Below are 22,585 nucleotides of genomic sequence, written 5' to 3' on the forward strand. Positions count from 1 at the left end.
AGTCGAATAAGTAAGCGATGTTCTTGTTATTTGAAGCATAGCACCCGTTTGTTTGGGAACAATACTTCCCATCTTTTGCTTTAAAGACTTTATTTAAAAATATAATTTCTTTTTAACGCTTAATTGGGCATTCGAAATTAATTTGGCTTTCGCAATCCCTCTCTTAAATCTTACATTGTTTAACCATTCAATAATTGCTTTTGCATCGTAATTTGGGCAATATTTTCCGCAATTTTCGTAAGTCCAATATTTTGTATTCTTCGTCTCATCAAAAATCCACGTTTCAAAGTCGTTTCTAATACGATTAATCTTCCTACCTACTTTTGTTGAACAGGAAATATATTGAATAAAATCGTCCCCAAAGTCAATTTTAATAATCATAAGATTTTCGACTCCTTAAAACTTAAAAGCGTAAGTGTGAAGTTTATAAACGCACCCGTTGAACAACATTAATTTATCTTTTCAAAATAAATCTTGGTGGAGGACCATATTCCTGCTCCGCTTCAAAATAGGCGAGTTTACCAGGAATACAAGAGATGATTGATGGAAAACCCTCACCGACTGCCACCTCTAAAGCTGAAATTAAGGACAAATGCTTACCATCGATAGAATCATTCCATGACATTACGTAACAATCATTACCAGCACCTTGTTTTTTCAATAATTTCTCTATTTCTGCTGGGTTAGAGTTTGGCTTTGGTATTTCAATCATAAATTCCTCTAGGAGTGTAGTTAAATAATTATGGTTTAATCTATTCATTGCATCCATTCGTTTTTTTGCAGAAAAAAGTTCAAATAAAACTCTTTGTTGAATTCTTTTAACAAAAAATGCTTTAACAATTATTTCTTCAAGTCCTTTATCCATTCCACTCCTCCTGTTAACTAAATATAATAATAAATTACACCATTCTTATCAAACAAATCCCCGTTAGCTCAACAAAGTGAAGCTGTTACAGTAACCCCTTGTTACCAGTTAGTTAAACAACTTTTTATTCTTTTTTCTTAAACACTCTTTCTAGTAAAATAAGAACAAGCATTGATATTAGAAAAATAACTGCTGGAATCCAAGGGGAACCAGTATAGAAGTAGTATTCATAGATAATCATTAAAGTAATATAAACTGCAAATGCTAAACCATATTTAATAATTATTGTTTTCAATCTTAATCCCCCTTGAAGAATTGCAACCCGTTTAGCAAAAAACTTTCAACTTGGAATTGTTTATAACAAACCTCTTGCTATAAAAGATACTGTCGTAATAAATATTCCTAAGATACAAAATCTTACATACTTCAAAAATCCCCTTTTATCGTTTCTTGGCGGTAATTCTTCATCCTTAGATTTCGTCTTTGCACTTTTTAGTATATTGCTTGCTTGGATGTATGAATAAATCGAAATAATTATTCCGAAAACTACACCAACATCAGTTATCCTAAACCATTCAAAAAACAGTTACAGCACCCCATTTATTCAATTATACATAGTCCCATATGCTAATAAAAAATCATAGTGCTTATTTAACAATCGCTACCTTGTATTGATAGTTACTCCTACGATTAACCAAAAAACTGCATCTAGTAAATAAACAATGTATAATCTTTCTTCCTTTTTATAAATGAATTGTTCTATACTTGAAATTAGAGCTACTAATGTACCAACAAATGGAAATATAAGATAAAAATCAAAATCAGGATACATAATAGCAAACAAGATACAAGCTGCTAGACCAATAGTATAAAACAATATGGTAAATCCTTTATTTACAAATCTCCAACTTCTTTTTGTAGTTATATCTAGTCTCTGTTTAATCAATCTTTCTATAAATAACCATAAAACGAAAATTACCAATAAGGTAAGAAACATCATATATTTAACACCCCCTGAAGACCAATTTTGTATTAAACTGCCCTTTACTCAAAAAGCAAAAGAGCAATCCCTGTTTCTTAAAGGATTGCACCCGTTAGCCAAAAAGCGTTATGAAAAATTTGCCGAATGTAATGCACGCATTGCATCAACAGCGTGACTACCCCAATGTACTTCGAAGTGAAACTTCCAATGCCAAATTGCTTCCATATGCTCATTTTGTTCATACAATAAAATTCCTTCCTTAACATCTTTATATATATCTAGGATGTCATCGGCTAAACTCGTACATATCAGCTCTTCTAAATGATAAGGTTCAAATACTTCCCAGTATTTTTCATATTGTTTAAAATTTACTCGTGGTAAATCTATATCAAAACTGGCTACTTGTGAATTTTTGGGTTCAACTTCGGGAAGAGAAAGAGCCTTTGTATATAAATCAGAAAGAGAAACAAGGATTTTGTATAGTTTGTTACCTTCATCATTATTATTAAATAAATCAATTTGATTACAATAATGTAAAGCCGATTGAAGGAACCATTCTGCTTCTTTAATTTTCATTCCCTCCACAACATTATAAGTCAATTATAGCATTGGAACCGCTGAGGATATCTATTTTTTAACAGTATTAAAAAGGAGCTACTAATATATTTATCGATCTTCAACTCTTGTACTCTTGCCTCCGTTAGTGCAATAATTCTAAAAGGTGATCTCCCAAAACTCACGGTCTTCTAAGACCAAATCAAAAGGTTTTTTAATGTCCAACCAGCGAATGTGTCGTTTTTTTGAAATTGCCAAATCTTCTTTACCACTCAAACAAGTAAAATACTCTACAACCCCACTTGCTTGGAGGGCTTCTTCTAAATAAGAATATAATATGGTTAAACATTTATCTTCTTCCGCAGTTCCTTTTAATTCAAGTTTTAAAGGGATGTGACTAACGTAAGCCGCCACCTGGTGATTGAATGAGAAGTGCGGACTATATGGAAATCTTCGTTTTAATTTGCTATCGTAATTATTTTCAAAATATAAATGTACGAAATCTAATTCATTTTTAAAGACATTCGGCTGTTTAGGAGACAGGGGATTTGACCCGAATGAACCTTTTGGCAATTTCATTGGTGAAGCAATATAAATATACTGAGTCATAAATTGTTTTCCCCTCTCTTTACTTGAAGAAGAAAATGTATAACCGTTGTTCCAGAAATGCACCCTTTAGCCACCCATGAAACTTTGTTTTACCACAAAATAATGAGAGAAAAAATCATTCTCTCATGGTAGTTGAATAAAGTTTTACTGAATTTTTCTTTTTAACACAGTTAATTTCTTGAATTTTTTGTCATAATCCTCTCGTTGAAGAAGATTATTTAGCCAAAATTCTGCTCTTTCTGTTTCTTGATTTTTGATGAAAGTCTCAATGGCTTTGTTAAAATTACTACTGTATTTAAAGTTTTCATCTTTCATTATTTCAAGACCCTGATTATAACATTCTGATGCTTTACTATATTCCTTTATTTTAGAATATAATATCCCTAAATAAATTAAACCACTTGATTTTTCTTCTTTAGTGAATGGTTGTTTAATCGCCGCATTCATAGTCTCAATAGCTTTATTTCTGAGAAATAAGCTCTCATAAGTATTGGCTCTATAAACATAATCCTCATACTTTTTTAAAGGTTTTATTAGTGAAATAATACCCATAATGCCACCTCCTTCTAACGATTCTTATTAAAAATACATTGCTATTTATGAAGAATCAATATTCCTTTATTTTGAAATTATTTATTTAAATGCTTACTTCAATACAAATTTAGCGATTCCTCTTATTGAAGAATCGCAACCGTTCGTATAATAATCGAGATGTTTATGAAATTGTTTCCCATAGAAGAAATACACCAAATCCAGTAATAACTAGACATAACAATATTAAAAAAAATTTTGCGTAACTATAAGACTTCTCGCTTAACCAAACAAAAATCCTTACAAACAAATTAGAAAATAAACTGCCCAATAAATTACCCCAGTCCCAGAAATCTTTTTCATCACGACTTTTAGTGACTTCCCTTTGATGTACTTCCTTAGTGTACTTGAAATAAGTAAGTAAGGTTAACGAAACACCAATAATAAAAACGAACAATCCAACATAAAAACTTGGCGGCATAAAATTTTCCATCCTTTGTTATCTTTTTACATTACACAAAAACCATTAATGTGAAAAACTTACTTATCTGAACTGTATTTAACTAAATAGGGTAAAAATAATGAGATTAGAAGAGCAATAAGGATCATTATTAATAAACTAATAAAAAAATGAAAATCAGAGGTATCCTTAAAAACTATATTATTTAATACCAAACCTGTTAACAACATTGGTAATGTTACTAATAAAGTGAGTCTCCCAAGGTTAGTTGCCTCAAGCTCTGTCCCACATTCACCGCAATGTATTGTCCTACTTTTAAAAAGTGCAGTATAGGTTTTTTTCCAGTTAAATTGATGGTTGCACACATTACACCTTGGTAGTTTCATTAGTACATCCTCCATAATTCTGTTTTTCATATTTAGTCATTGATAAATTAAGCTCTTGAATAAAAATTAGTTACTGTCTGTTTTCGTCGCCTTTTTCAAACAGATAAAAAATTAAAAATCCTCCTCCTAAAAGTAAAGGAAATCCAATGAAAACATAATAAATATTTTTTGGCACTTCAAGAATATCTCCAAGATAACTAAAAAGAAACATCCAGATGGCTAAAGTTGCATATTTCCCAAAGCGCTTCATTGAATAACTCCCTTTCATCATTAGACCGATGTGCATTTTCTTTAATAATAAAAGATAATGTGCAGGTTTTATACTTCCATTTTCCTCCACTATTCTGCTTTGTGAATAATACCGCTAAAACTAAACAAGATAATTGCCATTAATACGAAGATGTGGACTGCATCAATAGATACAGTCCACACTTTTAAATCGCTTTTACAATGTATATATGTCAATCTTATTATCAACTGTAACTCTTATTTCCTTCACCACACTTCTTATTACGTCTTTTTTAACATCATGAGATAGTTCATTTTTAGATAATGATAGGTAATATTCCGATGCTTTTTGCATTAAATTTTCACTTAATTGATTTTGGTCCGTTTCGGTTAATAATTCTTCCAACTTTTCTTTACGCTTTATTAATTCTTGTTCATTTTCTTTTAATTCTCTTAGTTTTTCCCGTATATCTTGTTCCTCAATTGCATCATCAACCATAAGAAGATTAAGCAATTTTTTTCTTCCACTTCGTATTCGATTTAGTTCATGAACGATTCGATCTAATTCTGTTCTTTCATAAGAATAGGGTTCCTCTTCATCATCCAAAGTAGCTGCAATTTCTTTCGGGTTATTCAACCATTCTTTAATGGTTTCCCAAACCATTTCATCAAGTTCTTCACATTTGATTCGATTGCCGCACCCTTTATGCTTAGCTCCTGCTGTGTTTTTTACATCGGTATATTCAAAGACATATGTCCCCCAGTTTTTTGATTTTCGCCCTGTCATTGTATTTCCGCACTCGGCACAACGAACGAGACCGCTTAGAAGATATTCATTTTTCTTTATTCCGCTCCACCTTCTTCGTGATTGTTTCAATAATGCCTGAGCGTGTTCAAATTGCTCTTCATCAATAATGGCAGGACAGGGAACTCTAATCCATTCTTGTTTTGGTCTTTCCTTCATTTTGACTCGCTCATCCGAACTTTTATATTTATTGCCGAGCATTCCTTCTGTATTCCAGCGATTTTGATAAAACTCACCGACATAAACTCGGTTCATTAATATCTGCCGAACGACTTGTCTGTGCCACTGCTTTGCATTCCGTTTCGTTGGTATTCCCTGATTGGTTAAATATTTTGCAATTCCATTTATCCCTTTTACTAGTTCATTTGGTCTTGTAAATAACTCAAAAATTAATTTCACTACTTTTGCCTCATATTCATGAATGATAAACTGTTCCTCTTCTTTATCATAACTGTATCCATACACCTGAAAATCCCGAAGCACTTTTCCTTGTCTTGCCTTTTCTCTTCGTCCACGGCTCATGCGTTCCGTAATTTTGGCTTTTTCAAATTCTGCGATGGCTCCTCGCATTTGATAAAAGAGCATTCCTTCGGGTGTTCGTTGATACTCCCCATTTACAAAAATGAGTTGGGCTTTTTTCTCGATTTCTTCTGATAAGATGAGCTGGTTCATGAGTTTACGAGATAGTCGGTCTGGATCCAAGCAAATAACAACTTTTATGATACCTTCCCTTACATCTTTTCTTAAACGAGTTAATGCAGGGCGGTCAAGGAATTCCCCAGACAGCCCCTCATCAACATACTCGATAACTTCACTCGTTGCTGCTTTCTCGCGACACGCTCTTAGCTGTTCCTTCAAACTGTATCCGCTTCGTGCTTGTTCCTCTGTCGATACGCGAGCATAAATTCCGATCATTGTTGTTTGGTTTCTCCTTTCGATAAAGTTCTTTCAAATAGTGATAAGCGTTTGAACGAGCTTTTTTCGAAAGTTTCCCTTCAATGATGCGTACTTTCATGGACTCATCCTCCCCTTTGCTCTACCTTATGAGCGGGAGAATTTGTCCTATGCTACACTTTTGACATTAGTATTTCATTTTCAATACAGCGAGCAGCATATGTTGCCAACTTCGTACCTTTCCCACGTGAGTAACTTTCGATTGCTTTAATTAAACCTATCGTTCCAATTGAAATGAGATCTTCTGTATCTTCACGAGTATTTTCAAATTTCTTTACGATGTGGGCAACTAATCGTAAGTTATGTTCAATTAAAAGGTTACGGGCTTCTTCGTCACCTTGTTGCATCAAGTCGAGATACTTCTTCTCCTCCTCCTCTTTCAACGGCTGTGGAAAGGCATTGTTCTTGACATACGAGACAAAGAACAGAACTTGTTTGATAAAATACGATAGTGCGGCTAATATACTCGACAACACACTCACCCCCAAGAAGGTATATAACTATAGTTATGTACCCATGGGCTTGCTCGTGTCTGTACATCTAAAATAAAAGGTGAGAAACAAATAAGTTTCCCACCCTTTCAAATATTATTTTTCTACTTATAAAGAATGTCTTCCCTGAGCCCCTCTACTTTCGTTAAAGCTGTGTCGATATCAGCTTCACTCACCCCAAAATGAGCGAGTGCTGCATGAAGGTGCTTAACGATGGCATTAAAATGTTCAGGCTGTAAATTCATTCCTTCATGAACCTTCGCCATCGTTCCGCCAGAGTATTGATTTGGTCCGCCTAGTGCATAACTAATAAATTTCGTTTGGTGCTCACGTTGCTTGACCATATCCGTATTTTCAAAAAAATGATTCACTGTATCATCAGCAAGCACTAAATCATAAAAGTAATCAACAACTTTGGCAATCGTTTCTTCACCGCCAAATTTTTCATACAAATTTTCCATTGCAAGACCTCCTAGAATTTTAGCTACATCAAAAATTATTTGCAATCTAACTAAAATTATCCAAGGAAGTACACTAAAATTGTTCTTTAATAAATGCTGGTACTTGATCTTCTGAAAACGTTTGGAGTTCAGGAAAACTCGAATCATTAAAATAAAAGCCTATCACATATTTACCTTGATCATTCCATGAGGCTTGTTTCAGTGCTTCATCGAGTTGATCATCGTCTTTTATTAGTAAAACATCCTGTCTATTTTTTAAACCTTCCATCTCTTCAATGGAGCCCATAAACTCATGAAGTAATTTTTCATTCTCATTTTTTATTACAACAGCATATGCAACATCCTTTGCTGTAATTCGCGCTTGATCTACCAGTCCATTTTGCTCAAGCCACTCTTCAATGTGGTGATATGATTTATACCACACAGCACGCGTACTTTTTTCATTTTGCCATTTATAATCAATTTCAGCCCATGATCCATAACGTTCAATTTCTTCGTCATACGTTTCTTCCACTATATCATCTTGTAACATTGCATGAAATTCTTTCATTTTCTCGGGATCATTAATGATCACCCGCTTTTCGATTGATCGATGAGAAGAAATGATGATTCGATCTAAATCTGATAAATCATTAACGCGAAGGAGCGGATTTTGACCTTGCTTATATTCTCTCGATTCCACAATTGGTTTATAAAGCTGTTCATAATCTTTGACTTGAACATCATAACGACGAACCACCATTTTTCCGTTCGTTAATTCATAGCCAATAACAATTGGCATTAATTGTCCGTGATAACGAGACTTAGGTCTTTCCTCAACTAATTGCTTATGCAACTGTTGAATATTCTCTATATTATTTAATTCCTGTAGATAATAGTTTGGTCTAAGATCCTCCCGTTCATCATTATTCCAATACATGTCTTCACCTTTGATCATGTAGACAGAATGGCCAAAATAAATCCGTTCTATATCTTCTAGTGGAGGAATCTTTTTTTCATAACCGGTTATATCAAATTGGATAATAAAACCAGTTATTCCTATACTAATTGCAAAAACTAAATACCCCTTCCAATTTGCAAATACTCGCCATGTTTTTTGGAGTAACATCTCTGCTACAAAATAACCTAGTAATGAAGTAACAAAGTAGCCAAATACAATCCAACCTATATCGCCCTGCGTTTCACTAAAATAAAAACCTCCAATGAGCATACAACAAAAAGCAACACCATACTTAAATATTGGCTTCAATGATTTAAACGCAATTGCTTGAGTTGCAGCTTCCACATTTCTTTTTTTGTACACGATTAATGCGACAACATAAAAACCTATACTAAATAAAAGATAGAGGACTACTTCCTGCCAAGTGAAAGGGCTGCGTGATAACTCACTTGCACGTACAAATGGGATCATCCTTTCTATATTCGTACTTAAATAATAGTCAGCTGCAAAACCATAAAGGTAAGGTTTGAGATTCATAACAAATAGTATCGTTATACCTGCCGGAAAGAGTAACATGATATAAGTTAGAACTCCCTGTAAGGCAGACATACCAGTAAACATCGCTACAACAACACCGGCAAAGAAAACAAAAATCGTTATTAACGATGTCATTCCCATCCAATGCAAAATTGAAGTGGCTGATAGGATTTCTTCAGTATTAAAAACTCCGCCTAATATGGCCAAAACCGCACCTGATAACAATATTGGCAGCAAGAGAAGCAGTAATCCTAGTAAAATATGTTGATGGAATATTGTTTCTCTCCTAATTGGAAGACTATGAATAAAGTCTGCAGATAACTTTACTTGCATAAAACGAAATAAAAATATCGCCAGTAATACTGGAACAGCAAACATAAGCAAAATTTGAAAGCCTTCAAATACATCAAACAGATTCTCTAGATGAGTATAATAATAATAATATCGTTCTTTATTTGTATATCTCATCAATAATTGAAGAGGCAATGCAAACAATAAACATAGAAAATATAAAAGACTAATCCAACCAACATTTCGCAGTCCTTGGATGAATAATCCACGATTAAACAATGATATTTTCGATTGCATAACCGACATCCCTCATTTCATAAATAAAAATTTCTTCTAATGTAAGTGGGAGTAAATCAAAAATTACTGGTTGAAGTTTTTGAATATAAGAAGTTAGTTTTTCTTCTTTCCCTCTAACAATAAATAAAAGTACACTTCCTCTCTCCTCCTTGTAAAGCACATCAAAATCTTGTAAAAAGGTTTGAGGCGGACTTTCCTTAAATGCGACTTGTATTTTATGAACATCTGACTTTAAGTCATCTAGTTCTTTTTCAACCATTAGTTCACCGTGATGAAGAATCCCAATATGATCACAAAGGTCTTCTACTTCCCGCAAATTATGCGAAGAAATAATGATTGTCATCTCCCTTTCAGCTACATCTTGAATGAGTAAATTTTTCACCTTTTGACGCATCACTGCATCTAAACCATCAAAAGGTTCATCTAAAATAAGAATTTCTGGCATGGCTGATAACGTAAGCCAAAAGGCCACTTGCCTTTGCATCCCTTTGGATAAACGATGAATTTTTTTATTTACATCTATTGGAAAAACTTCATTAAACATCGTAAAGCGTTTTTCATTCCAGCTCTGATACGTATCCTTATAAAATTTAGCCATCTGTTTTATTGTCGTATGCGGGAAGAAATAGAGAGAATCCGCTAAAAACATGATCTTTTGTTTTAATTCGCTATTTTCAAAAACAGATTGATTTGAAATTTTCACCATACCGTTATCTTGCTTATATATACCCGCAAGTGTCTTAAGCAGCGTCGTTTTTCCAGCACCATTTGATCCAAGTAATCCATAAATTGAACCTTTTTGAATGTGTAAATTCACACTCTTTAAAGCTTCAATATCCTCGAATTCCTTTCGAAGGTTATTTACATCAATCATTTTCTTCTCCTCCTCTCACGGACTGTTCTGCAACCGCTATTAAAGAGATGATTTCTTCCTTTTCCATACCTAAATATAACGCTTCTGAAATAAGTTTAATAATCTCTTTTTTCACCTTTTTCACCTTTTCATCATTAATAGTCACTGATTGTGGTGCTACAAACTTGCCCTTACCAGGAATTGAATAGATGTACCCTTGGTGCTCTAGTTCACGATACGCTTTTTGAATTGTATTGGGATTAATCGTTAGTTGTTGCGCAAGTGCTCTTACAGATGGTAACTGCTCATCTGCTTGAAATACTTCATGAATGATTGCTTCCTTCATTCTCTCAACTAGCTGCTCGTAAATGGGTACCCTACTTCGAAGGTCTATTTGAAACATCGTACTCCTCCTTTCAGTAAAACTGCTCTGTACTCTGTGTATTAACCGTATTATATTACTTAGTACAGTTTTATTATACTAAAATGTAATTAATTTACAACTGTTTTTTTCTAACAAAAAAAGACAAGGTAACGGGGTATTCCCATTACCTTGTCCTTCATTAGTAAATGTACGTTAAACAAACAGTTCGATGTTCGCATCCTGTTTTAAGTTATCGATTAGTTGAAGTGTATGTTCATTTCTTTTTTCGTCCATTAGTTGTTGTTCAATTAATGGTTTTACTTCTTCATAATTAAGTTCTTCATCTTCAAAATTCTCGACATATTGATTAAATAATGTTTCAATCTCTTCTTCCGTTACAGTGATTTCACCAATTTCAGAAGCGATTAGTTGTTCTAATTTCACCTGTTGAGCAATTAACTCTTTTAGTTCTTCAACTGTTAAATTACTTGCAAGCAATGTTTCTTCAAACTGAGTCTCGTCCTCAAATTCTGACTTAATTAAGGCTAATTCTTCTTGAACCTTTTCATCAGATACTTCTATATTTCTTTCAACAAAAGCTTGTTCAATAAGGGCTTGACTGATGAGTTCTTCTAATACTTGATCCTCAATGACCTGCATCATTTCCTCATCTTCAGTAACATCAAAGCCATTCTCTGCATACATTGTTTGCTGCTGCAATATTAACTCTTCATATTCAGCTCTTGGAATTTCCTGATCATTAACAATTGCAACATACTCTTGATTTTCGCCTTCTATTTCTTCCTCTTGCACTTGTTCTTGTCCACCACAAGCAGCAAGTAGTGTAAACATAACTGTGACTAACAGTACATATAAAGTGGTACGAAACACCTAACCAGCTCCTTCAAAATAAATATCTCTCGATGGTAATTCTACTTTTTTATCAGGTACAAGTAAAGGGGATAGAATTTTATTATTCAAAAATAACGCTCTAAAACCTTACTATAACAACGATAAATGAGATTATGTAAAATCATGTACTTTTTATGAATAAGACTTGGGTCACGTGAATAAGTATAGGTAAAATAAAGTTAAGGAGACAAGCCGATGATATTCATTGATAAACGAATAAAAAAAGTCAAAGGACACGGAGATATTATTCTTTCTAAAAAAGGAGAATTATATGCCCTCGTATTGGATAATGGAGAACGTTATCCCTATCATTTAATTAGTTTAGATGAATATGTTGTTATTCAAAGTTTTGACAAAATACCTACGAATAAAGAAATAGAAGATGAAATCGAAGCAAAAATTGATGCCATCTTCAATAACAAATCCGTTAAAATGATTTACGGAAATTAACCACTCTCTTAGCTATTACGTTCTTTAATTCTAAATTCTACATTCTCTTTATTATTTAATAAGCCCATTACGATGCGCATAGATAGCAATTTGAGTACGGTCCTCTACCTCAAGTTTGTTTAAAATATTACTTACATGTGTTTTTACAGTTTTAATTCCAATCACTAATTCATCTGCAATTTCCTGGTTGCTCTTCCCATCAGCAATTAAGACGAGCACTTCCCTTTCTCTAGCAGTAAGCCTTTCATGAGGCAATTCTTGTGTCCCCTGTCGCATTCGCGCCATCATTTTTCCAGTTACCTTTGCTTCTAATACTGACTCTCCCTCAGTTGCTGCCCGAATGGCCTCGGCAATTTCCGGGGCACGTGATGTTTTCAATAAATAGCTTAAAGCACCAGCTTCAATAACAGGATATACCTTTTCATCATCAATAAAGCTCGTTAAAACGATAATCTTCGTATCAGTAAGAAGAGTGGTAATTTTTCTAGTTGCCTCAATTCCATCCATGCCGTCCATCACAAGGTCCATTAGAATCACATCCGGTTTCAGCTCAATCGCAAGCTTAACCCCTTCCTCTCCACTAGAAGCCTCACCAATTACTTCAATGTCCGCTTCCGTAGCTAAGTAGGCAGCTAAACCCATTCGAACCATCTCATGATCATCAACGAGTAAAACTCTAATCATCCTATACTCCCCCAATATTTTTAACAATCGGTACTTTTACTTCAATCTGTGTTCCTTTGCCTGGTAAGGAAATCACCTCTAATACACCACCAATTTCATTTGTTCGCTCATTCATAGAATTCAAACCATATGATGAGGTACTTTTTTGATCGGATGGTTCAAATCCAATCCCATCATCAATAATTTTAAGCCGGATTTGTTCATTAATTACTTGCAATTGTAAAAAAAGTGAGTTCGCTTTTGCATGACGCAATGTATTTGAAATGGCCTCTTGGATAATACGAAACAGATGATCTTCAATTCCTTTCGCCAGTCCCTCGACATCTTCAATCTTCCATTTAATTGTTAGACCATGCTTTGTCTCTAATTCGATTAGCAAGTCTTCAATCCCTTGTTTTAATTTCTTTCCTTCTAAGTGCGCAGGTCGCAAATGAAGCAATAGCGCTCTCATTTCTGCCTGTGCGGTTGTTGCCATCTTTTCTATCATTCCTATTTGGCTTTTTGCTTTTTTGAGATCTGCATTTAATGAGTGTGGTAATGCAGATGTCATCATTGAAATAGCAAATAATTGTTGACTGACAGCATCATGAAGCTCCCTCGCCAATCGTTGCCGCTCTTCATTTACAGCAGCTTGCTTTAATGTTTCGTTCCACTCCGCCCGCTCTGATGATAGACGTTGCAGAGAGGCTACTTGATCCTCTACGCGTTCTGCCATAACATTAAGGTGTTTCCCCATTAGTCCAATCTCATCATCACCGAGTTCTATCGTACGATGCGCAAAATTTCCCCGTTCAAGTGCCATTGTTGATTGAACAAGGACTTCAAGTCGCTTTTTTACTAAATTACCTATGACATACCCAAAACAGGCACCAACAACAATGCAAATTAGAGGTACAATAATTAAGATCGGGAATAACCATAACTTCTTTTCTATCATTAAATCAAAGGGATTTGTTTCATTAAAAAAAAGGACAAACATAACTAGAATACCAGAAATGAGGCATATCCATATCGAATAGCGAATGAATTGCCATTGAATATTGGCAAGCTTCTTCCTGCTCATTAGACATACCTCACATCAATATCACCAATAAATAATGAAAGAATAATCTTTACCCGTCTTGATGACTGCTTATATTCTTTTGTAGATAATGTAATATTTCGATTCAGACCACCCTGCTTATAATTGAGTACCTCAAGATCGCCTATCGTAACAGTTGCATTTACTGAAACGTCTAGATCATATGGAATATAGATATCAATGTCCCCGATCCAACCGTTAACAACAAGAACGGTTTCCCCTTGAGAAATTATTGCTTTCGAGAGGTCAATTTTGACATCACCAATGCCATGCCAAATATTCATATCATTTAATTCATAACGATTTCCCATTAGGTTTAAATCACCTATTAGAGAACTCTTAATTTGCGGTGTGCCAACTGACTTTTTCGATTCATATTCAATCTCTATTTCTTTTCGAGGATCCGTTACTTTCTCATCTCGGTCCTTCTCCTCTGGTGATGTTTTATACGAGTACTTTTCTACATCTTTAAAATCGTCATCAAAATCGAGATCTTTCTTTTTTCGTCGGATAAGACGATAGCCAAAATAAACAAAAACAGCAGCTACAATGACTCCCCCGATATTGATCCGTAGAACACTTTCAAAAAAAGCAATTAGTCCAATAGCAAAGAAAATCGTACTTAAAATACGACGCTTTTTTTGATAAAAAAACACGCCAAGAAATAAGAAAATAAGAGGACCGATAAAATTGCCAATATTAATATTTAAAGTATTTAGTAAAATAATAACACCGATGAAAATCACAAAAATGCCTATTATATAATTGCTCGATGTACGCATAAGGTGCCTCCTTCCTTTCGCACTATGAAATTTAAATAACGCATTATCCTTATCATATTTAAAAAAAACTAGAATTTCCAATTCTATTTCTATTATCTGACCAAAAGCGGATATGAGTTATGTTTCATATCCGCTTTTTTACTATTTAATTTGCATTTTGTTTCGCACTACGAATGGCTTCTAGCTCTTGATCAATTGCATCATGATTATCAAAATCCGCTCCGGGCATCTCATTTGGTTCATAACGAGACTTACGTTGAATCGTTGAGCTTACTTCCATTTCGAGTATCCGTTCCTCAATTCGTGCAAAACCTTTCGCTGTGCTTTCATAGTCAAAACGATTCATTGTTGCATTCATTTGTTGTTTTGCCATCACTGAATTTGCTCGTGCCATTAATTGATATTTTCGATCTCTCATTTCATAGAACTTTTCCTTCATTTCATGGAGTTGTTCATTTAATTCGGTTACTTGCTTACAAACATCCTCGAAATGCTCATTATACTGCTTTACCTTTTCTTCATAGTGGAGTTTTTGTGATAAAGCTTTTCTTGCTAATTCCTCTTCACCAGAATCTAGAGCAATTTCTGCTTGGTGTTTTCTTTTATTTATCATTTGCTTTGTTTCTGTAAGCATCTGCTCAAATCTATTTTTCATGACGATTTGTTTTGTTATGGCCTGTTCAGCCTTTACAATTTCCACTTCAAGGTCACGCATATATTGATTAAGCATGACAACCGGATTCTCAATTTTATCTAATCCCTCATTGATTGTAGCCACTGTCATATCACGTAAACGTTTTAATACCATTGTATTTTCCTCCAATTCAACTTATTGTTATTTTGTTTTATACTCATTCATAAAACGATCCCATTCTTCATCAAACAAATCTTTAGATTCTCTTTGTCCTTTTACTTCAATGGGATCATTTTTTACTACTGAATCATCTTGCTTACCTTTCATAATTGAGTAGCCAAAATACATGATGAGTCCTGCCACTATTAAACCGATAAATAAGTGAGCTGCTCCTAGTAAGAGGAGGACCCCAAACAGAAGAACAATCATACCGAAAAACTTTTGAAACTTTGTTTCTGCCAGGTTCCATTTTTTATAGCCATAGATGATTAGAAGTATTGGAATAATCATTCGAAGCAGATATCCAATTGAAATGCCAATTAACTGCAACACAATACTAACCCCTATTAATAGTAAGATCATTCCAAATACTGTTTTAGCTGACCAATTCATATTTCTCGCCTCCTTTGCAATTCCTTGACTTTAGTGTAAGCCATTTTCATTCTTTTCTTAACGAGCTCGAGAATGGTCTTTCTCTCAGTCCTTAGACTGAGAGGAACTAAGACCAAAAAATCACAGGTGCAGGAGCTAGACAACAAAAAAATAACCATACCTATCAAGAAGATAGATATGATTATTTTCGTTATTTAAACGAGACTAAGTTGTTTAGTATTTTTATATCTTGATAATTCATCATCTAACGAAACAATTCGGTCGACAACACCATTAGCAATGTAGACAATTCGATCTGCAAGAGCTTTCGCATCTGCTTGATCATGCGTAACAAATATCGAAGTGATACCAGCATCCTTTAAGATCCCACGAAGCTCATCTCTAATTCTCACTTGGAGACTAGCATCGAGGTTACTGAATGGCTCATCAAAGATTAAGAGAGAAGGTGCTGGAGCAAGCGCTCTCGCCAGTGCTATACGCTGTTGCTGGCCTCCGCTTAGCTCATAAGGATACCGTTTTTTATACTCGGACATATTCACTAATGTTAACATTTCTTCTACACGCAATTGTTTTTCTCTACGGTTCATTTTTCTCAAACCATATTTAATATTATTTTCTACAGTCATATGCGGGAAAAGAGCATAGTCTTGAAAAACCATTCCTACTTTTCTTTTTTCTGGCGGAGTAAAGGTTGAGTTATTAACAATTGTTTTTCCATCAATTGATATTGTGCCTGATTTTGGTATTTCTAAGCCTGCGATTAATCGAAGAATCGTACTTTTTCCACTTCCACTATCACCAAGAATCGAAACAATTTCCCCTTGATTAATATCTAAGGTAAAATCTTTAATCGTTGGCTCACTTGTATTCTTATATTGATATTGCAAGTTTTTTATTTGTACAAACATTAGTTACTTTCCCCTCTCTCCAGAACTTTATGAAAGACAAAGATACAAATCCCACTTATTAAAATAATTAAGATCGATGCCGATGCAGCCTCACTTACCATCTCATCATTCGCATAGCGAAAAGCTCTCGTTGCTAACGTTTGAAAATTAAAAGGTTGGAGAAGCATCGTTAGTGGTAACTCTTTTAAAATATCAACAAATACAAGGATGAAGCCACCAATTATTGCTCCTTTTACCATCGGAATATCAACCTTAAAGAACGTTCTGACTGTTGATGCGCCAAGTGTTCTTGATGCATCAGTAAATGTTCTGCCAACCTTCTCAAAGCCTGCTTCAATAGAATTGAAACCTACTGCCAAAAACCGAATGACATATGCAAAAACTAACATTACCAAACTCGTTCTTAAAACAATAACTGGATCAGTATTAAAAAATGTTGAGATTAATAGAATAAGATCATCAAAAGCTAAAAAGATTGTAATAACACCGACAGCAATAACAGCCCCTGGTATCGAATAGCCAATTACAGTTAATTTAGAAAGAGTTTTAGGGATTACACCTTGATGTATTCGTGAATAATTCGCAATAATTAATCCAACAGTAACGATAAGTAAAGCCGCAATGGCTGCAACCATAAATGAATTTTTTACTAACAAATAAAATTCTTTAGATAAGATCTTTTCATAGGTCATGAACATCCATAAGACTAATTGAACAAAAGGAATAAGGAAAGCAAAGCTGAAAATCCCAAAGCAATAGCTAAAAGCGAACCACTTTTTTGCTCCTTTTAATTGCTGAGGTTGAATCGGTTTAACCTTTGAATTCGAATAACTAAATCGCTTACGACCTCGAACAATTTTCTCAAAAACTAAAATGAAAATGACGACAACCATTAATGTTCCGGCTAGTTTAAAAGCTGAATCAAGATCCCCCATCCCAAACCACGTTTGGAAAATGGCCGTAATAAACGTTTGAATCCCAAAATACTTCACTACTCCATAGTCATTAATGACCTCTAACATAACAATCGTCACACCGCCAATGATCGCTGCTCTTGAAATTGGCAAAATCACTCGAAAGAAAATTTCTAATGAACTTCCGCCTAACAGACGAGCGTTTTCAACAAGAGATGCCGATTGATTTTCAAAAAATCCTTTTGTAATGACATACACATATGGAAACAAAAACATTGTAAAAATAAAGATTGTACCTTCTATTGTCATGATGTTAAAGTATTTTTGATTAACGGTAATATCAAAGTTATTACGTAACGTTGATTGGATAATACCAGTATAATTAACAATGCCATGATACGTATAAGCACCAATAAAAGGTGGAATCGCTAATGGTAAGATTAGACCCCATCTTAAAAAGTTTCGTAAAGGGAACTTATAGACAGTTACAATCCATGCGAGACTAGTGCCTATAATCGTTGTTGCCAATCCAGTAAAAAATAAAATAACTAACGTGTTTGAGATAATATCAAGTAATAAATATTCTTTAATGTGATGCCAGTTCTCGTTACCTTTTGCAAAAAATTCGATTGCAATTAACATATTGGGCAGCAAAATGAAAAAAAGAAATAAAAAGCTTAATACTGCCCACCCATTCATTTGCCGTTTAACTTGTTGTACTAGCTTCATATATTGCCACATCCTTAAATACATCAGGAGAAAAACTCTCTATTGAAAACGATTATTATTTATAGAATAAGTATAACGCAAATAAAAATGAAAGTGAATACCATTTTCAATTAAAAAAACGTACCACCAATTAAGTGGTACGATTTCTGTTCGATTTAATTATTTCCAACCTACTTCGTTAAGAATCATGATTGCTTGTGCGTTATTTTCACCAAGAATTGTTAAATCGATATCTTGTTCTTTAAACTCGCCCCATGACTTTAATGTTTCGCTCATTTCAGCTTCAGGGTTTACAGGGTATTCGTTATTTCCTTCAGCAAATACTTCTTGCGCTTCTACATTCGTTAAGAACTCGATAAACTTAACAGCATTCTCCACATTTTTCGCATGTTTTACTACTGCTGCACCACTAATGTTTACGTGAGTACCATTCGTGTCTTGGTTAGGGAAGAAGACTCCAACAGCTTCTCCAACTTTTACATCTTCAGGATCTTCTGAGTTTATTAATCGACCAATATAATATGTGTTAGTAATTGCTACATCACCTTCACCAGCAACAACAGCTACTGCTTGATCAGTGTCGCCGCCTTGAGGCTCTCTAGCCATGTTCTTAACAATGCCTGCAGCCCATTCTTTCGCAGCTTCTTCACCATTTAATTCAATAAATGAAGCCATTAGTGATTGGTTGTAAATATTTTCAGAAGAACGAATTAATACTCGACCTTCCCACTCTGGCTCAGTTAATGCTTCGTATGTTGAAAGTTCAGATGGATCCACACGGTCTTTTGCATATACGATAACACGTGCTCTTTTCGTAAGACCAAACCACTCATTGTCAACATCACGTAATTTTTCAGGGATGTTTGCTGCCAGTACTTCACTTTCTACTGCTTGTGTAAGTTCTTTTTCTTTAAGACGTGCTAAGTTACCAGCATCAGCTGTAATAAATACGTCAGCTTCAGTTGCTTCACCTTCACGGTCAAGACGCTCCATTAATTCGTCGCCTTTACCTTGAATAACATTAACTTCAATTCCTGTTTCTTCAGTAAACTTTGCATAAAGTGCTTCGTCAGTGTCGTAGTGTCTGCTTGTATAAAGATTTACAACACCACCAGCTTCTTCAGTTGCTTCTTCTTCAGCTGCATTTTCTTCTACTTGCTCTTCTGCCGGAGCTTCTTCTGGTTCTTCAGTTGTCGTATCGTTTGAACCACCGCAACCAGCTGCAAATACTAGACCAAACGCTAGAATTGCAAATAAGAAAAACTTTAATGCTTTACTCATTTTTTTGTTTCCCCCTAGGTATGTATTTAATGATAATGAATTTCATTACAAGTTGTATTATATTGCTATTGATAATCATTGTCAACAGTATTTGAGAATTTTTTCTAAGAAAAAAGCTATAAACTACCAAGAGGCAATTCATAGCTTTTAAGATTCATCATTTTTTTTTTCGCATGAAATGTACAATGACCAAATAAATCACTGTGTTCAAATAAGAAGTAATTTTCCTAAACTGCTAAAAACAAATAAGCCGGCATTTTTGTGGCGTTCATAACAATCCTCCTTTAATAAACATTTTTATTTTAAAGACTCTTTGCCATCTTCATTTTTTGCTGCATGTGCTGCTTTTTCTTCATCCGCTCCATTGCTGCTTGATTTGACATTTTCATTTGCAGCATCAGGTGAGTTCGTAAAGCATCCATGTGAGACTGATAATGACTCCGCTCTTTTATAGGCTTATCTACAAAACAACTACAAGTAACATTGACTGGCTGACCTGCAAATACTAATATTTGATGTGATACAGCTAATGCGTCTTCAACATCATGGGTAATATAAAGAACAGTAGGTTGATAGGTTTCCCAAAGAGAAACGAGCAAGTCTTGAATTTCCTGGCGTTTCATTACATCTAATCCCTGAAGCGGTTCATCCAGTAGCAATATATCCGGTCTTACGACAAAAGCACGAGCAATCGAAACGCGTTGACGCATTCCCCCGCTTAATTCATGGGGAAATAAGTGTAAACAATCGGCTAAACCAACTCGCTCTAACATCTCTTCAGCTACTTTTTTTCGATTTGCCTTTTCCAACTTATCTAGCAGAACAAACTCCACATTTTCAAGAACTGTCTTCCAAGGCAGAAGTCGCGGCTCTTGAAAAATATAGCTTACTTGATTATCGGTAGTAATGATTTCACCTTGCTGTGGTTTTTTAATTCCTGCAACCATTTGCAATAATGTTGTCTTCCCTACTCCTGAACTTCCAAGAATACACGTAATTTCTCCCTCAGGTATATAGAGGGAAAAGTCTTTGAAGACTACCTTTTTATCATGTGCAAAAGTTATGCCCCCGATTTCCATTTCCTCACCTTCCCTACCCTCGTTTGGTCATTAAACCACTGAAAAATATGCTCTGTTGTCAACCCTAGTACAACAACCACTAATGTCCAAGCAAATACTTCCGCTGTTTCTAACTGTAATCTAGCTAAGCTAAGTGCCGCACCAACACCATTATTACTGCTCAACAATTCTGCCATGACAATTGTCTTCCAACTACTCCCAATACAGATTGTTATAGCTGAAGAAATAAATGGCCAAAGTGCTGGTAAATAAATATCCTTGATCATTCGAAAACGCTGTACTCGAAAGGTGTTCCCCATTTCAATTAAATGTTCCGGTAAATTACGAACCCCTTGTACCGAGTTAAAGAAAAAAATAGGAAATGTCGCGATAATAACAACAAAGATCGGTGCCCCACTACCAAATCCCATCCATATAATTGCAAGTAATATCCAGGAGATTGGTGGAACCGTTTGTAAAAATGTAACCATCGGCTTAAAAAATTTATATAAATTTTCATATGAGCCTATGAAGCAGCCAAGCATTGTTCCAATAAATAAAGAGAAGGAGAAACCGATAACCACCCGTTGGATCGTAATGGCAAGCTCCTTCATTAATTGACCTTCTACTGCTAACTGATAGGCTTTTGAAACTGTTTCAACTGGTGATGGAAGAATAATTGGTGGGTAGAAAAATGAGAGTACCCACCAAATCCCTACGATTGTAGATAAAGCCGAAACAGTCATCAATGAATTTCTATCGTTTGTAGTAGAATCCTTCATCTGGTAGTTGTCCCCCTATAGACTCAGGCTGTGATTCTAGTAATAAATTGAAATATTGTTCAATGCTAAACTGTGCTTCCTCAGCCTCAACTAATTTAATGACCATTTTGTTTAGTGAACTTTTTACAATTGGCGCCTTTAGATCTAGATGTGTTTCAGCAAGGGTTGCAATTTCATCTGGATTCTCGTACATTCTTTCAATGGCTTCTCCATATGCTTGTTGGAAAGCTTCTATTACATCAGCATTTTCACTAGCAAACTCCTTATTCACAACGATACCCGCCTGAGGCAGATCTTGACCATACATCTCATTCCATGTCGCTTGGAAGTCAACAACTTCTTTTAATTGCTCCTTCAAATTCAAACGCACACCACTTAAAACAGGTTCAGGTAAAACTGCATGTTTAATCTTTCCACCGATTAACATTTGCGCAATCTCTGGTGGTGTAGCATACTGTATTTCCACACTATCTTTTATTCCTTCCTCTTCTAATAAGAAGTTTGTTAATACATCTGGTGGACCGCTTTTATGGGAAACATAGAGTTGTTCACCTTGTAAATCAGCTAGTGAATTTACATTTTCGTCTATTGTGACTAAAAAGATTGTTCCCCACGTATTTACGTGAATTAATTGTAACGGTAAGCCTTTACTAACTAGATTTGAAGCAACATTAATTGGAGCAGCGACAAAATCAGCATCCCCATTTTGAAGGTGTGCCAATAACTGTTCAAGTTGATCCCAAGTTTCTAGCTCAAGCTGGTGATTGCCAAAGCCTTCCTCACTCACTATTAACCCAGGTAATGCAGGTGCTCCTTTTGGTGTTAAAAACTTATAAGTTTGGCCCTCACCCTCGGTCACCTCTTCTGAGATTTCCACTTCTTGAACTTCTTCTTGTTCAGTTACTTCAGGAACAGATTCTGTCTCTTCTTTAGATACAGAATTTGATCCGCATGCGGCCATCATTGCTACTGCGATAACAAAAATCATGAATAATGCAGATAATTTAAGCTTTTTCAACTTCTTCTCCTCCTATAGCGCTAAATGAAAACTATTATCAATGATTGAATTATAATGAAAATCATTATCAATTAAAGTGACAATAATCACATTAAAAATATTTTTGTTCAAAAATATAGTCGGATAAAAAA

27 protein-coding genes and 1 pseudogene are annotated in these 22,585 nt (G+C 34.8%); 1 reads left to right on the plus strand and 27 read right to left on the minus strand.

The annotated features are described in order from the left end of the window. Positions 1–93: 93 nt before the first annotated feature. From ACJ2A9_RS06105 to ACJ2A9_RS06180, 16 genes and pseudogenes are all read right to left on the minus strand, one after another. Positions 94–381 carry a hypothetical protein gene (locus ACJ2A9_RS06105; RefSeq protein WP_441420727.1) on the minus strand — a complete coding sequence of 96 codons (288 nt, stop codon included), beginning with the start codon at positions 379–381 and terminating at the stop codon, positions 94–96. Positions 382–454: 73 nt separating this feature from the next. Beyond that, positions 455–865 carry a hypothetical protein gene (locus tag ACJ2A9_RS06110; RefSeq protein ID WP_441420728.1) on the minus strand — a complete coding sequence of 137 codons (411 nt, stop codon included), beginning with the start codon at positions 863–865 and terminating at the stop codon, positions 455–457. Between the two features lie 124 nt (positions 866–989). After that, positions 990–1,160 (minus strand): hypothetical protein, encoded by a 171-nt coding sequence (locus tag ACJ2A9_RS06115; protein ID WP_441420729.1) that lies wholly within the window; start codon positions 1,158–1,160, stop codon positions 990–992. Between the two features lie 366 nt (positions 1,161–1,526). Then, positions 1,527–1,865 (minus strand): DUF4181 domain-containing protein, encoded by a 339-nt coding sequence (locus tag ACJ2A9_RS06120; protein WP_441420730.1) that lies wholly within the window; start codon positions 1,863–1,865, stop codon positions 1,527–1,529. 108 nt (positions 1,866–1,973) lie between these two features. After that, positions 1,974–2,423: a DUF5063 domain-containing protein gene (locus ACJ2A9_RS06125; protein ID WP_441420731.1), complete on the minus strand. Its 450-nt coding sequence runs from the start codon at positions 2,421–2,423 to the stop codon at positions 1,974–1,976. Positions 2,424–2,561: 138 nt separating this feature from the next. Then, positions 2,562–3,011: a hypothetical protein gene (locus ACJ2A9_RS06130; protein ID WP_441420732.1), complete on the minus strand. Its 450-nt coding sequence runs from the start codon at positions 3,009–3,011 to the stop codon at positions 2,562–2,564. A 144-nt stretch (positions 3,012–3,155) separates the two neighbouring features. Further along, entirely contained in the window at positions 3,156–3,563 is a 408-nt protein-coding gene (locus tag ACJ2A9_RS06135) for a hypothetical protein (protein WP_441420733.1), read from the minus strand. Positions 3,564–4,082: 519 nt separating this feature from the next. Continuing rightward, the gene (locus ACJ2A9_RS06140) at positions 4,083–4,388 is read right to left on the minus strand and encodes a TIGR04104 family putative zinc finger protein (RefSeq protein WP_441420734.1); all 306 of its coding nucleotides are present in this window, start codon (positions 4,386–4,388) and stop codon (positions 4,083–4,085) included. A 70-nt stretch (positions 4,389–4,458) separates the two neighbouring features. Further along, entirely contained in the window at positions 4,459–4,638 is a 180-nt protein-coding gene (locus ACJ2A9_RS06145; protein WP_441420735.1) for a hypothetical protein, read from the minus strand. Between the two features lie 195 nt (positions 4,639–4,833). Beyond that, entirely contained in the window at positions 4,834–6,336 is a 1,503-nt protein-coding gene (locus ACJ2A9_RS06150) for a recombinase family protein (RefSeq protein ID WP_441420736.1), read from the minus strand. Between the two features lie 164 nt (positions 6,337–6,500). Beyond that, a pseudogene (locus ACJ2A9_RS06155) lies at positions 6,501–6,848 on the minus strand (sigma-70 family RNA polymerase sigma factor); the annotation flags it as partial. A gap of 122 nt (positions 6,849–6,970) precedes the next feature. Continuing rightward, entirely contained in the window at positions 6,971–7,327 is a 357-nt protein-coding gene (locus ACJ2A9_RS06160) for a group I truncated hemoglobin (RefSeq protein ID WP_441420737.1), read from the minus strand. A 73-nt stretch (positions 7,328–7,400) separates the two neighbouring features. Then, on the minus strand, positions 7,401–9,392 hold the full coding sequence (locus tag ACJ2A9_RS06165) for a DUF6449 domain-containing protein (RefSeq protein WP_441420738.1): 1,992 nt from the start codon (positions 9,390–9,392) through the stop codon (positions 7,401–7,403). Beyond that, entirely contained in the window at positions 9,367–10,266 is a 900-nt protein-coding gene (locus tag ACJ2A9_RS06170) for an ABC transporter ATP-binding protein (protein ID WP_441420739.1), read from the minus strand. The genes ACJ2A9_RS06165 and ACJ2A9_RS06170 overlap by 26 nt, the downstream gene beginning before the upstream one ends. Next, positions 10,259–10,648, minus strand: coding sequence for a GntR family transcriptional regulator (locus ACJ2A9_RS06175; RefSeq protein WP_441420740.1), 390 nt, complete (start codon positions 10,646–10,648; stop codon positions 10,259–10,261). The genes ACJ2A9_RS06170 and ACJ2A9_RS06175 overlap by 8 nt, the downstream gene beginning before the upstream one ends. Before the next feature lie 174 nt (positions 10,649–10,822). Continuing rightward, positions 10,823–11,500: a SurA N-terminal domain-containing protein gene (locus ACJ2A9_RS06180; RefSeq protein ID WP_441420741.1), complete on the minus strand. Its 678-nt coding sequence runs from the start codon at positions 11,498–11,500 to the stop codon at positions 10,823–10,825. A gap of 216 nt (positions 11,501–11,716) precedes the next feature. On the opposite strand from ACJ2A9_RS06180, the gene ACJ2A9_RS06185 reads away from it, so the two are divergent. Next, positions 11,717–11,971 (plus strand): hypothetical protein, encoded by a 255-nt coding sequence (locus ACJ2A9_RS06185; RefSeq protein ID WP_441420742.1) that lies wholly within the window; start codon positions 11,717–11,719, stop codon positions 11,969–11,971. 51 nt (positions 11,972–12,022) lie between these two features. On the opposite strand, the gene ACJ2A9_RS06190 is transcribed toward ACJ2A9_RS06185, so the two are convergent. The 11 genes from ACJ2A9_RS06190 to ACJ2A9_RS06240 form a co-directional block, all read right to left on the minus strand. Next, positions 12,023–12,655, minus strand: a complete 633-nt coding sequence (locus tag ACJ2A9_RS06190; protein WP_441420743.1) for a response regulator — start codon at positions 12,653–12,655, stop codon at positions 12,023–12,025. Between the two features lies 1 nt (position 12,656). Continuing rightward, positions 12,657–13,718 (minus strand): HAMP domain-containing sensor histidine kinase, encoded by a 1,062-nt coding sequence (locus ACJ2A9_RS06195; RefSeq protein WP_441420744.1) that lies wholly within the window; start codon positions 13,716–13,718, stop codon positions 12,657–12,659. Continuing rightward, positions 13,718–14,518 carry a cell wall-active antibiotics response protein LiaF gene (gene liaF / locus ACJ2A9_RS06200; protein ID WP_441420745.1) on the minus strand — a complete coding sequence of 267 codons (801 nt, stop codon included), beginning with the start codon at positions 14,516–14,518 and terminating at the stop codon, positions 13,718–13,720. The genes ACJ2A9_RS06195 and liaF overlap by 1 nt, the downstream gene beginning before the upstream one ends. 145 nt (positions 14,519–14,663) lie before the next feature. Then, a complete protein-coding gene (locus tag ACJ2A9_RS06205; RefSeq protein ID WP_441420746.1) occupies positions 14,664–15,326 on the minus strand; it encodes a PspA/IM30 family protein in 663 nt (220 codons plus the stop codon). A 27-nt stretch (positions 15,327–15,353) separates the two neighbouring features. Then, positions 15,354–15,764, minus strand: a complete 411-nt coding sequence (locus ACJ2A9_RS06210; protein WP_441420747.1) for a LiaF transmembrane domain-containing protein — start codon at positions 15,762–15,764, stop codon at positions 15,354–15,356. Positions 15,765–15,958: 194 nt separating this feature from the next. Continuing rightward, complete coding sequence (locus ACJ2A9_RS06215) at positions 15,959–16,672, minus strand: ABC transporter ATP-binding protein (protein WP_441420748.1); 714 nt, start codon at positions 16,670–16,672, stop codon at positions 15,959–15,961. Further along, complete coding sequence (locus tag ACJ2A9_RS06220; RefSeq protein WP_441420749.1) at positions 16,672–18,315, minus strand: ABC transporter permease; 1,644 nt, start codon at positions 18,313–18,315, stop codon at positions 16,672–16,674. Before ACJ2A9_RS06220 ends, ACJ2A9_RS06215 begins: the two co-directional genes overlap by 1 nt. A gap of 159 nt (positions 18,316–18,474) precedes the next feature. Further along, positions 18,475–19,596, minus strand: a complete 1,122-nt coding sequence (locus ACJ2A9_RS06225) for a Fe(3+) ABC transporter substrate-binding protein (protein ID WP_441420750.1) — start codon at positions 19,594–19,596, stop codon at positions 18,475–18,477. 302 nt (positions 19,597–19,898) lie between these two features. After that, positions 19,899–20,675: an ABC transporter ATP-binding protein gene (locus ACJ2A9_RS06230; protein WP_441420751.1), complete on the minus strand. Its 777-nt coding sequence runs from the start codon at positions 20,673–20,675 to the stop codon at positions 19,899–19,901. Beyond that, complete coding sequence (locus ACJ2A9_RS06235; protein ID WP_441420752.1) at positions 20,657–21,436, minus strand: ABC transporter permease; 780 nt, start codon at positions 21,434–21,436, stop codon at positions 20,657–20,659. The genes ACJ2A9_RS06230 and ACJ2A9_RS06235 overlap by 19 nt, the downstream gene beginning before the upstream one ends. Further along, positions 21,411–22,454 (minus strand): ABC transporter substrate-binding protein, encoded by a 1,044-nt coding sequence (locus ACJ2A9_RS06240; protein WP_441420753.1) that lies wholly within the window; start codon positions 22,452–22,454, stop codon positions 21,411–21,413. Before ACJ2A9_RS06240 ends, ACJ2A9_RS06235 begins: the two co-directional genes overlap by 26 nt. Between the last annotated feature and the right edge of the window lie 131 nt (positions 22,455–22,585).

It is taken from the genome of Anaerobacillus sp. MEB173, assembly GCF_052119505.1.
GTDB lineage: Bacteria > Bacillota > Bacilli > Bacillales > JBJMAU01 > JBJMAU01.

Excerpts from the sequence above, each read along its gene's own strand:
- ACJ2A9_RS06105 (WP_441420727.1), bottom strand. The coding sequence starts at position 381 with ATGATTATTAAAATTGACTTTGGGGACGATTTTATTCAATATATTTCC.
- ACJ2A9_RS06110 (WP_441420728.1), bottom strand. The coding sequence starts at position 865 with ATGGATAAAGGACTTGAAGAAATAATTGTTAAAGCATTTTTTGTTAAA.
- ACJ2A9_RS06120 (WP_441420730.1), bottom strand. The coding sequence starts at position 1,865 with ATGATGTTTCTTACCTTATTGGTAATTTTCGTTTTATGGTTATTTATA.
- ACJ2A9_RS06125 (WP_441420731.1), bottom strand. The coding sequence starts at position 2,423 with ATGAAAATTAAAGAAGCAGAATGGTTCCTTCAATCGGCTTTACATTAT.
- ACJ2A9_RS06130 (WP_441420732.1), bottom strand. The coding sequence starts at position 3,011 with ATGACTCAGTATATTTATATTGCTTCACCAATGAAATTGCCAAAAGGT.
- ACJ2A9_RS06135 (WP_441420733.1), bottom strand. The coding sequence starts at position 3,563 with ATGGGTATTATTTCACTAATAAAACCTTTAAAAAAGTATGAGGATTAT.
- ACJ2A9_RS06140 (WP_441420734.1), bottom strand. The coding sequence starts at position 4,388 with ATGAAACTACCAAGGTGTAATGTGTGCAACCATCAATTTAACTGGAAA.
- ACJ2A9_RS06145 (WP_441420735.1), bottom strand. The coding sequence starts at position 4,638 with ATGAAGCGCTTTGGGAAATATGCAACTTTAGCCATCTGGATGTTTCTT.
- ACJ2A9_RS06150 (WP_441420736.1), bottom strand. The coding sequence starts at position 6,336 with ATGATCGGAATTTATGCTCGCGTATCGACAGAGGAACAAGCACGAAGC.
- ACJ2A9_RS06160 (WP_441420737.1), bottom strand. The coding sequence starts at position 7,327 with ATGGAAAATTTGTATGAAAAATTTGGCGGTGAAGAAACGATTGCCAAA.
- ACJ2A9_RS06165 (WP_441420738.1), bottom strand. The coding sequence starts at position 9,392 with ATGCAATCGAAAATATCATTGTTTAATCGTGGATTATTCATCCAAGGA.
- ACJ2A9_RS06170 (WP_441420739.1), bottom strand. The coding sequence starts at position 10,266 with ATGATTGATGTAAATAACCTTCGAAAGGAATTCGAGGATATTGAAGCT.
- ACJ2A9_RS06175 (WP_441420740.1), bottom strand. The coding sequence starts at position 10,648 with ATGTTTCAAATAGACCTTCGAAGTAGGGTACCCATTTACGAGCAGCTA.
- ACJ2A9_RS06185 (WP_441420742.1), top strand. The coding sequence starts at position 11,717 with ATGATATTCATTGATAAACGAATAAAAAAAGTCAAAGGACACGGAGAT.
- ACJ2A9_RS06190 (WP_441420743.1), bottom strand. The coding sequence starts at position 12,655 with ATGATTAGAGTTTTACTCGTTGATGATCATGAGATGGTTCGAATGGGT.
- ACJ2A9_RS06195 (WP_441420744.1), bottom strand. The coding sequence starts at position 13,718 with ATGAGCAGGAAGAAGCTTGCCAATATTCAATGGCAATTCATTCGCTAT.
- liaF (WP_441420745.1), bottom strand. The coding sequence starts at position 14,518 with ATGCGTACATCGAGCAATTATATAATAGGCATTTTTGTGATTTTCATC.
- ACJ2A9_RS06205 (WP_441420746.1), bottom strand. The coding sequence starts at position 15,326 with ATGGTATTAAAACGTTTACGTGATATGACAGTGGCTACAATCAATGAG.
- ACJ2A9_RS06210 (WP_441420747.1), bottom strand. The coding sequence starts at position 15,764 with ATGAATTGGTCAGCTAAAACAGTATTTGGAATGATCTTACTATTAATA.
- ACJ2A9_RS06215 (WP_441420748.1), bottom strand. The coding sequence starts at position 16,672 with ATGTTTGTACAAATAAAAAACTTGCAATATCAATATAAGAATACAAGT.
- ACJ2A9_RS06220 (WP_441420749.1), bottom strand. The coding sequence starts at position 18,315 with ATGAAGCTAGTACAACAAGTTAAACGGCAAATGAATGGGTGGGCAGTA.
- ACJ2A9_RS06225 (WP_441420750.1), bottom strand. The coding sequence starts at position 19,596 with ATGAGTAAAGCATTAAAGTTTTTCTTATTTGCAATTCTAGCGTTTGGT.
- ACJ2A9_RS06230 (WP_441420751.1), bottom strand. The coding sequence starts at position 20,675 with ATGGAAATCGGGGGCATAACTTTTGCACATGATAAAAAGGTAGTCTTC.
- ACJ2A9_RS06235 (WP_441420752.1), bottom strand. The coding sequence starts at position 21,436 with ATGAAGGATTCTACTACAAACGATAGAAATTCATTGATGACTGTTTCG.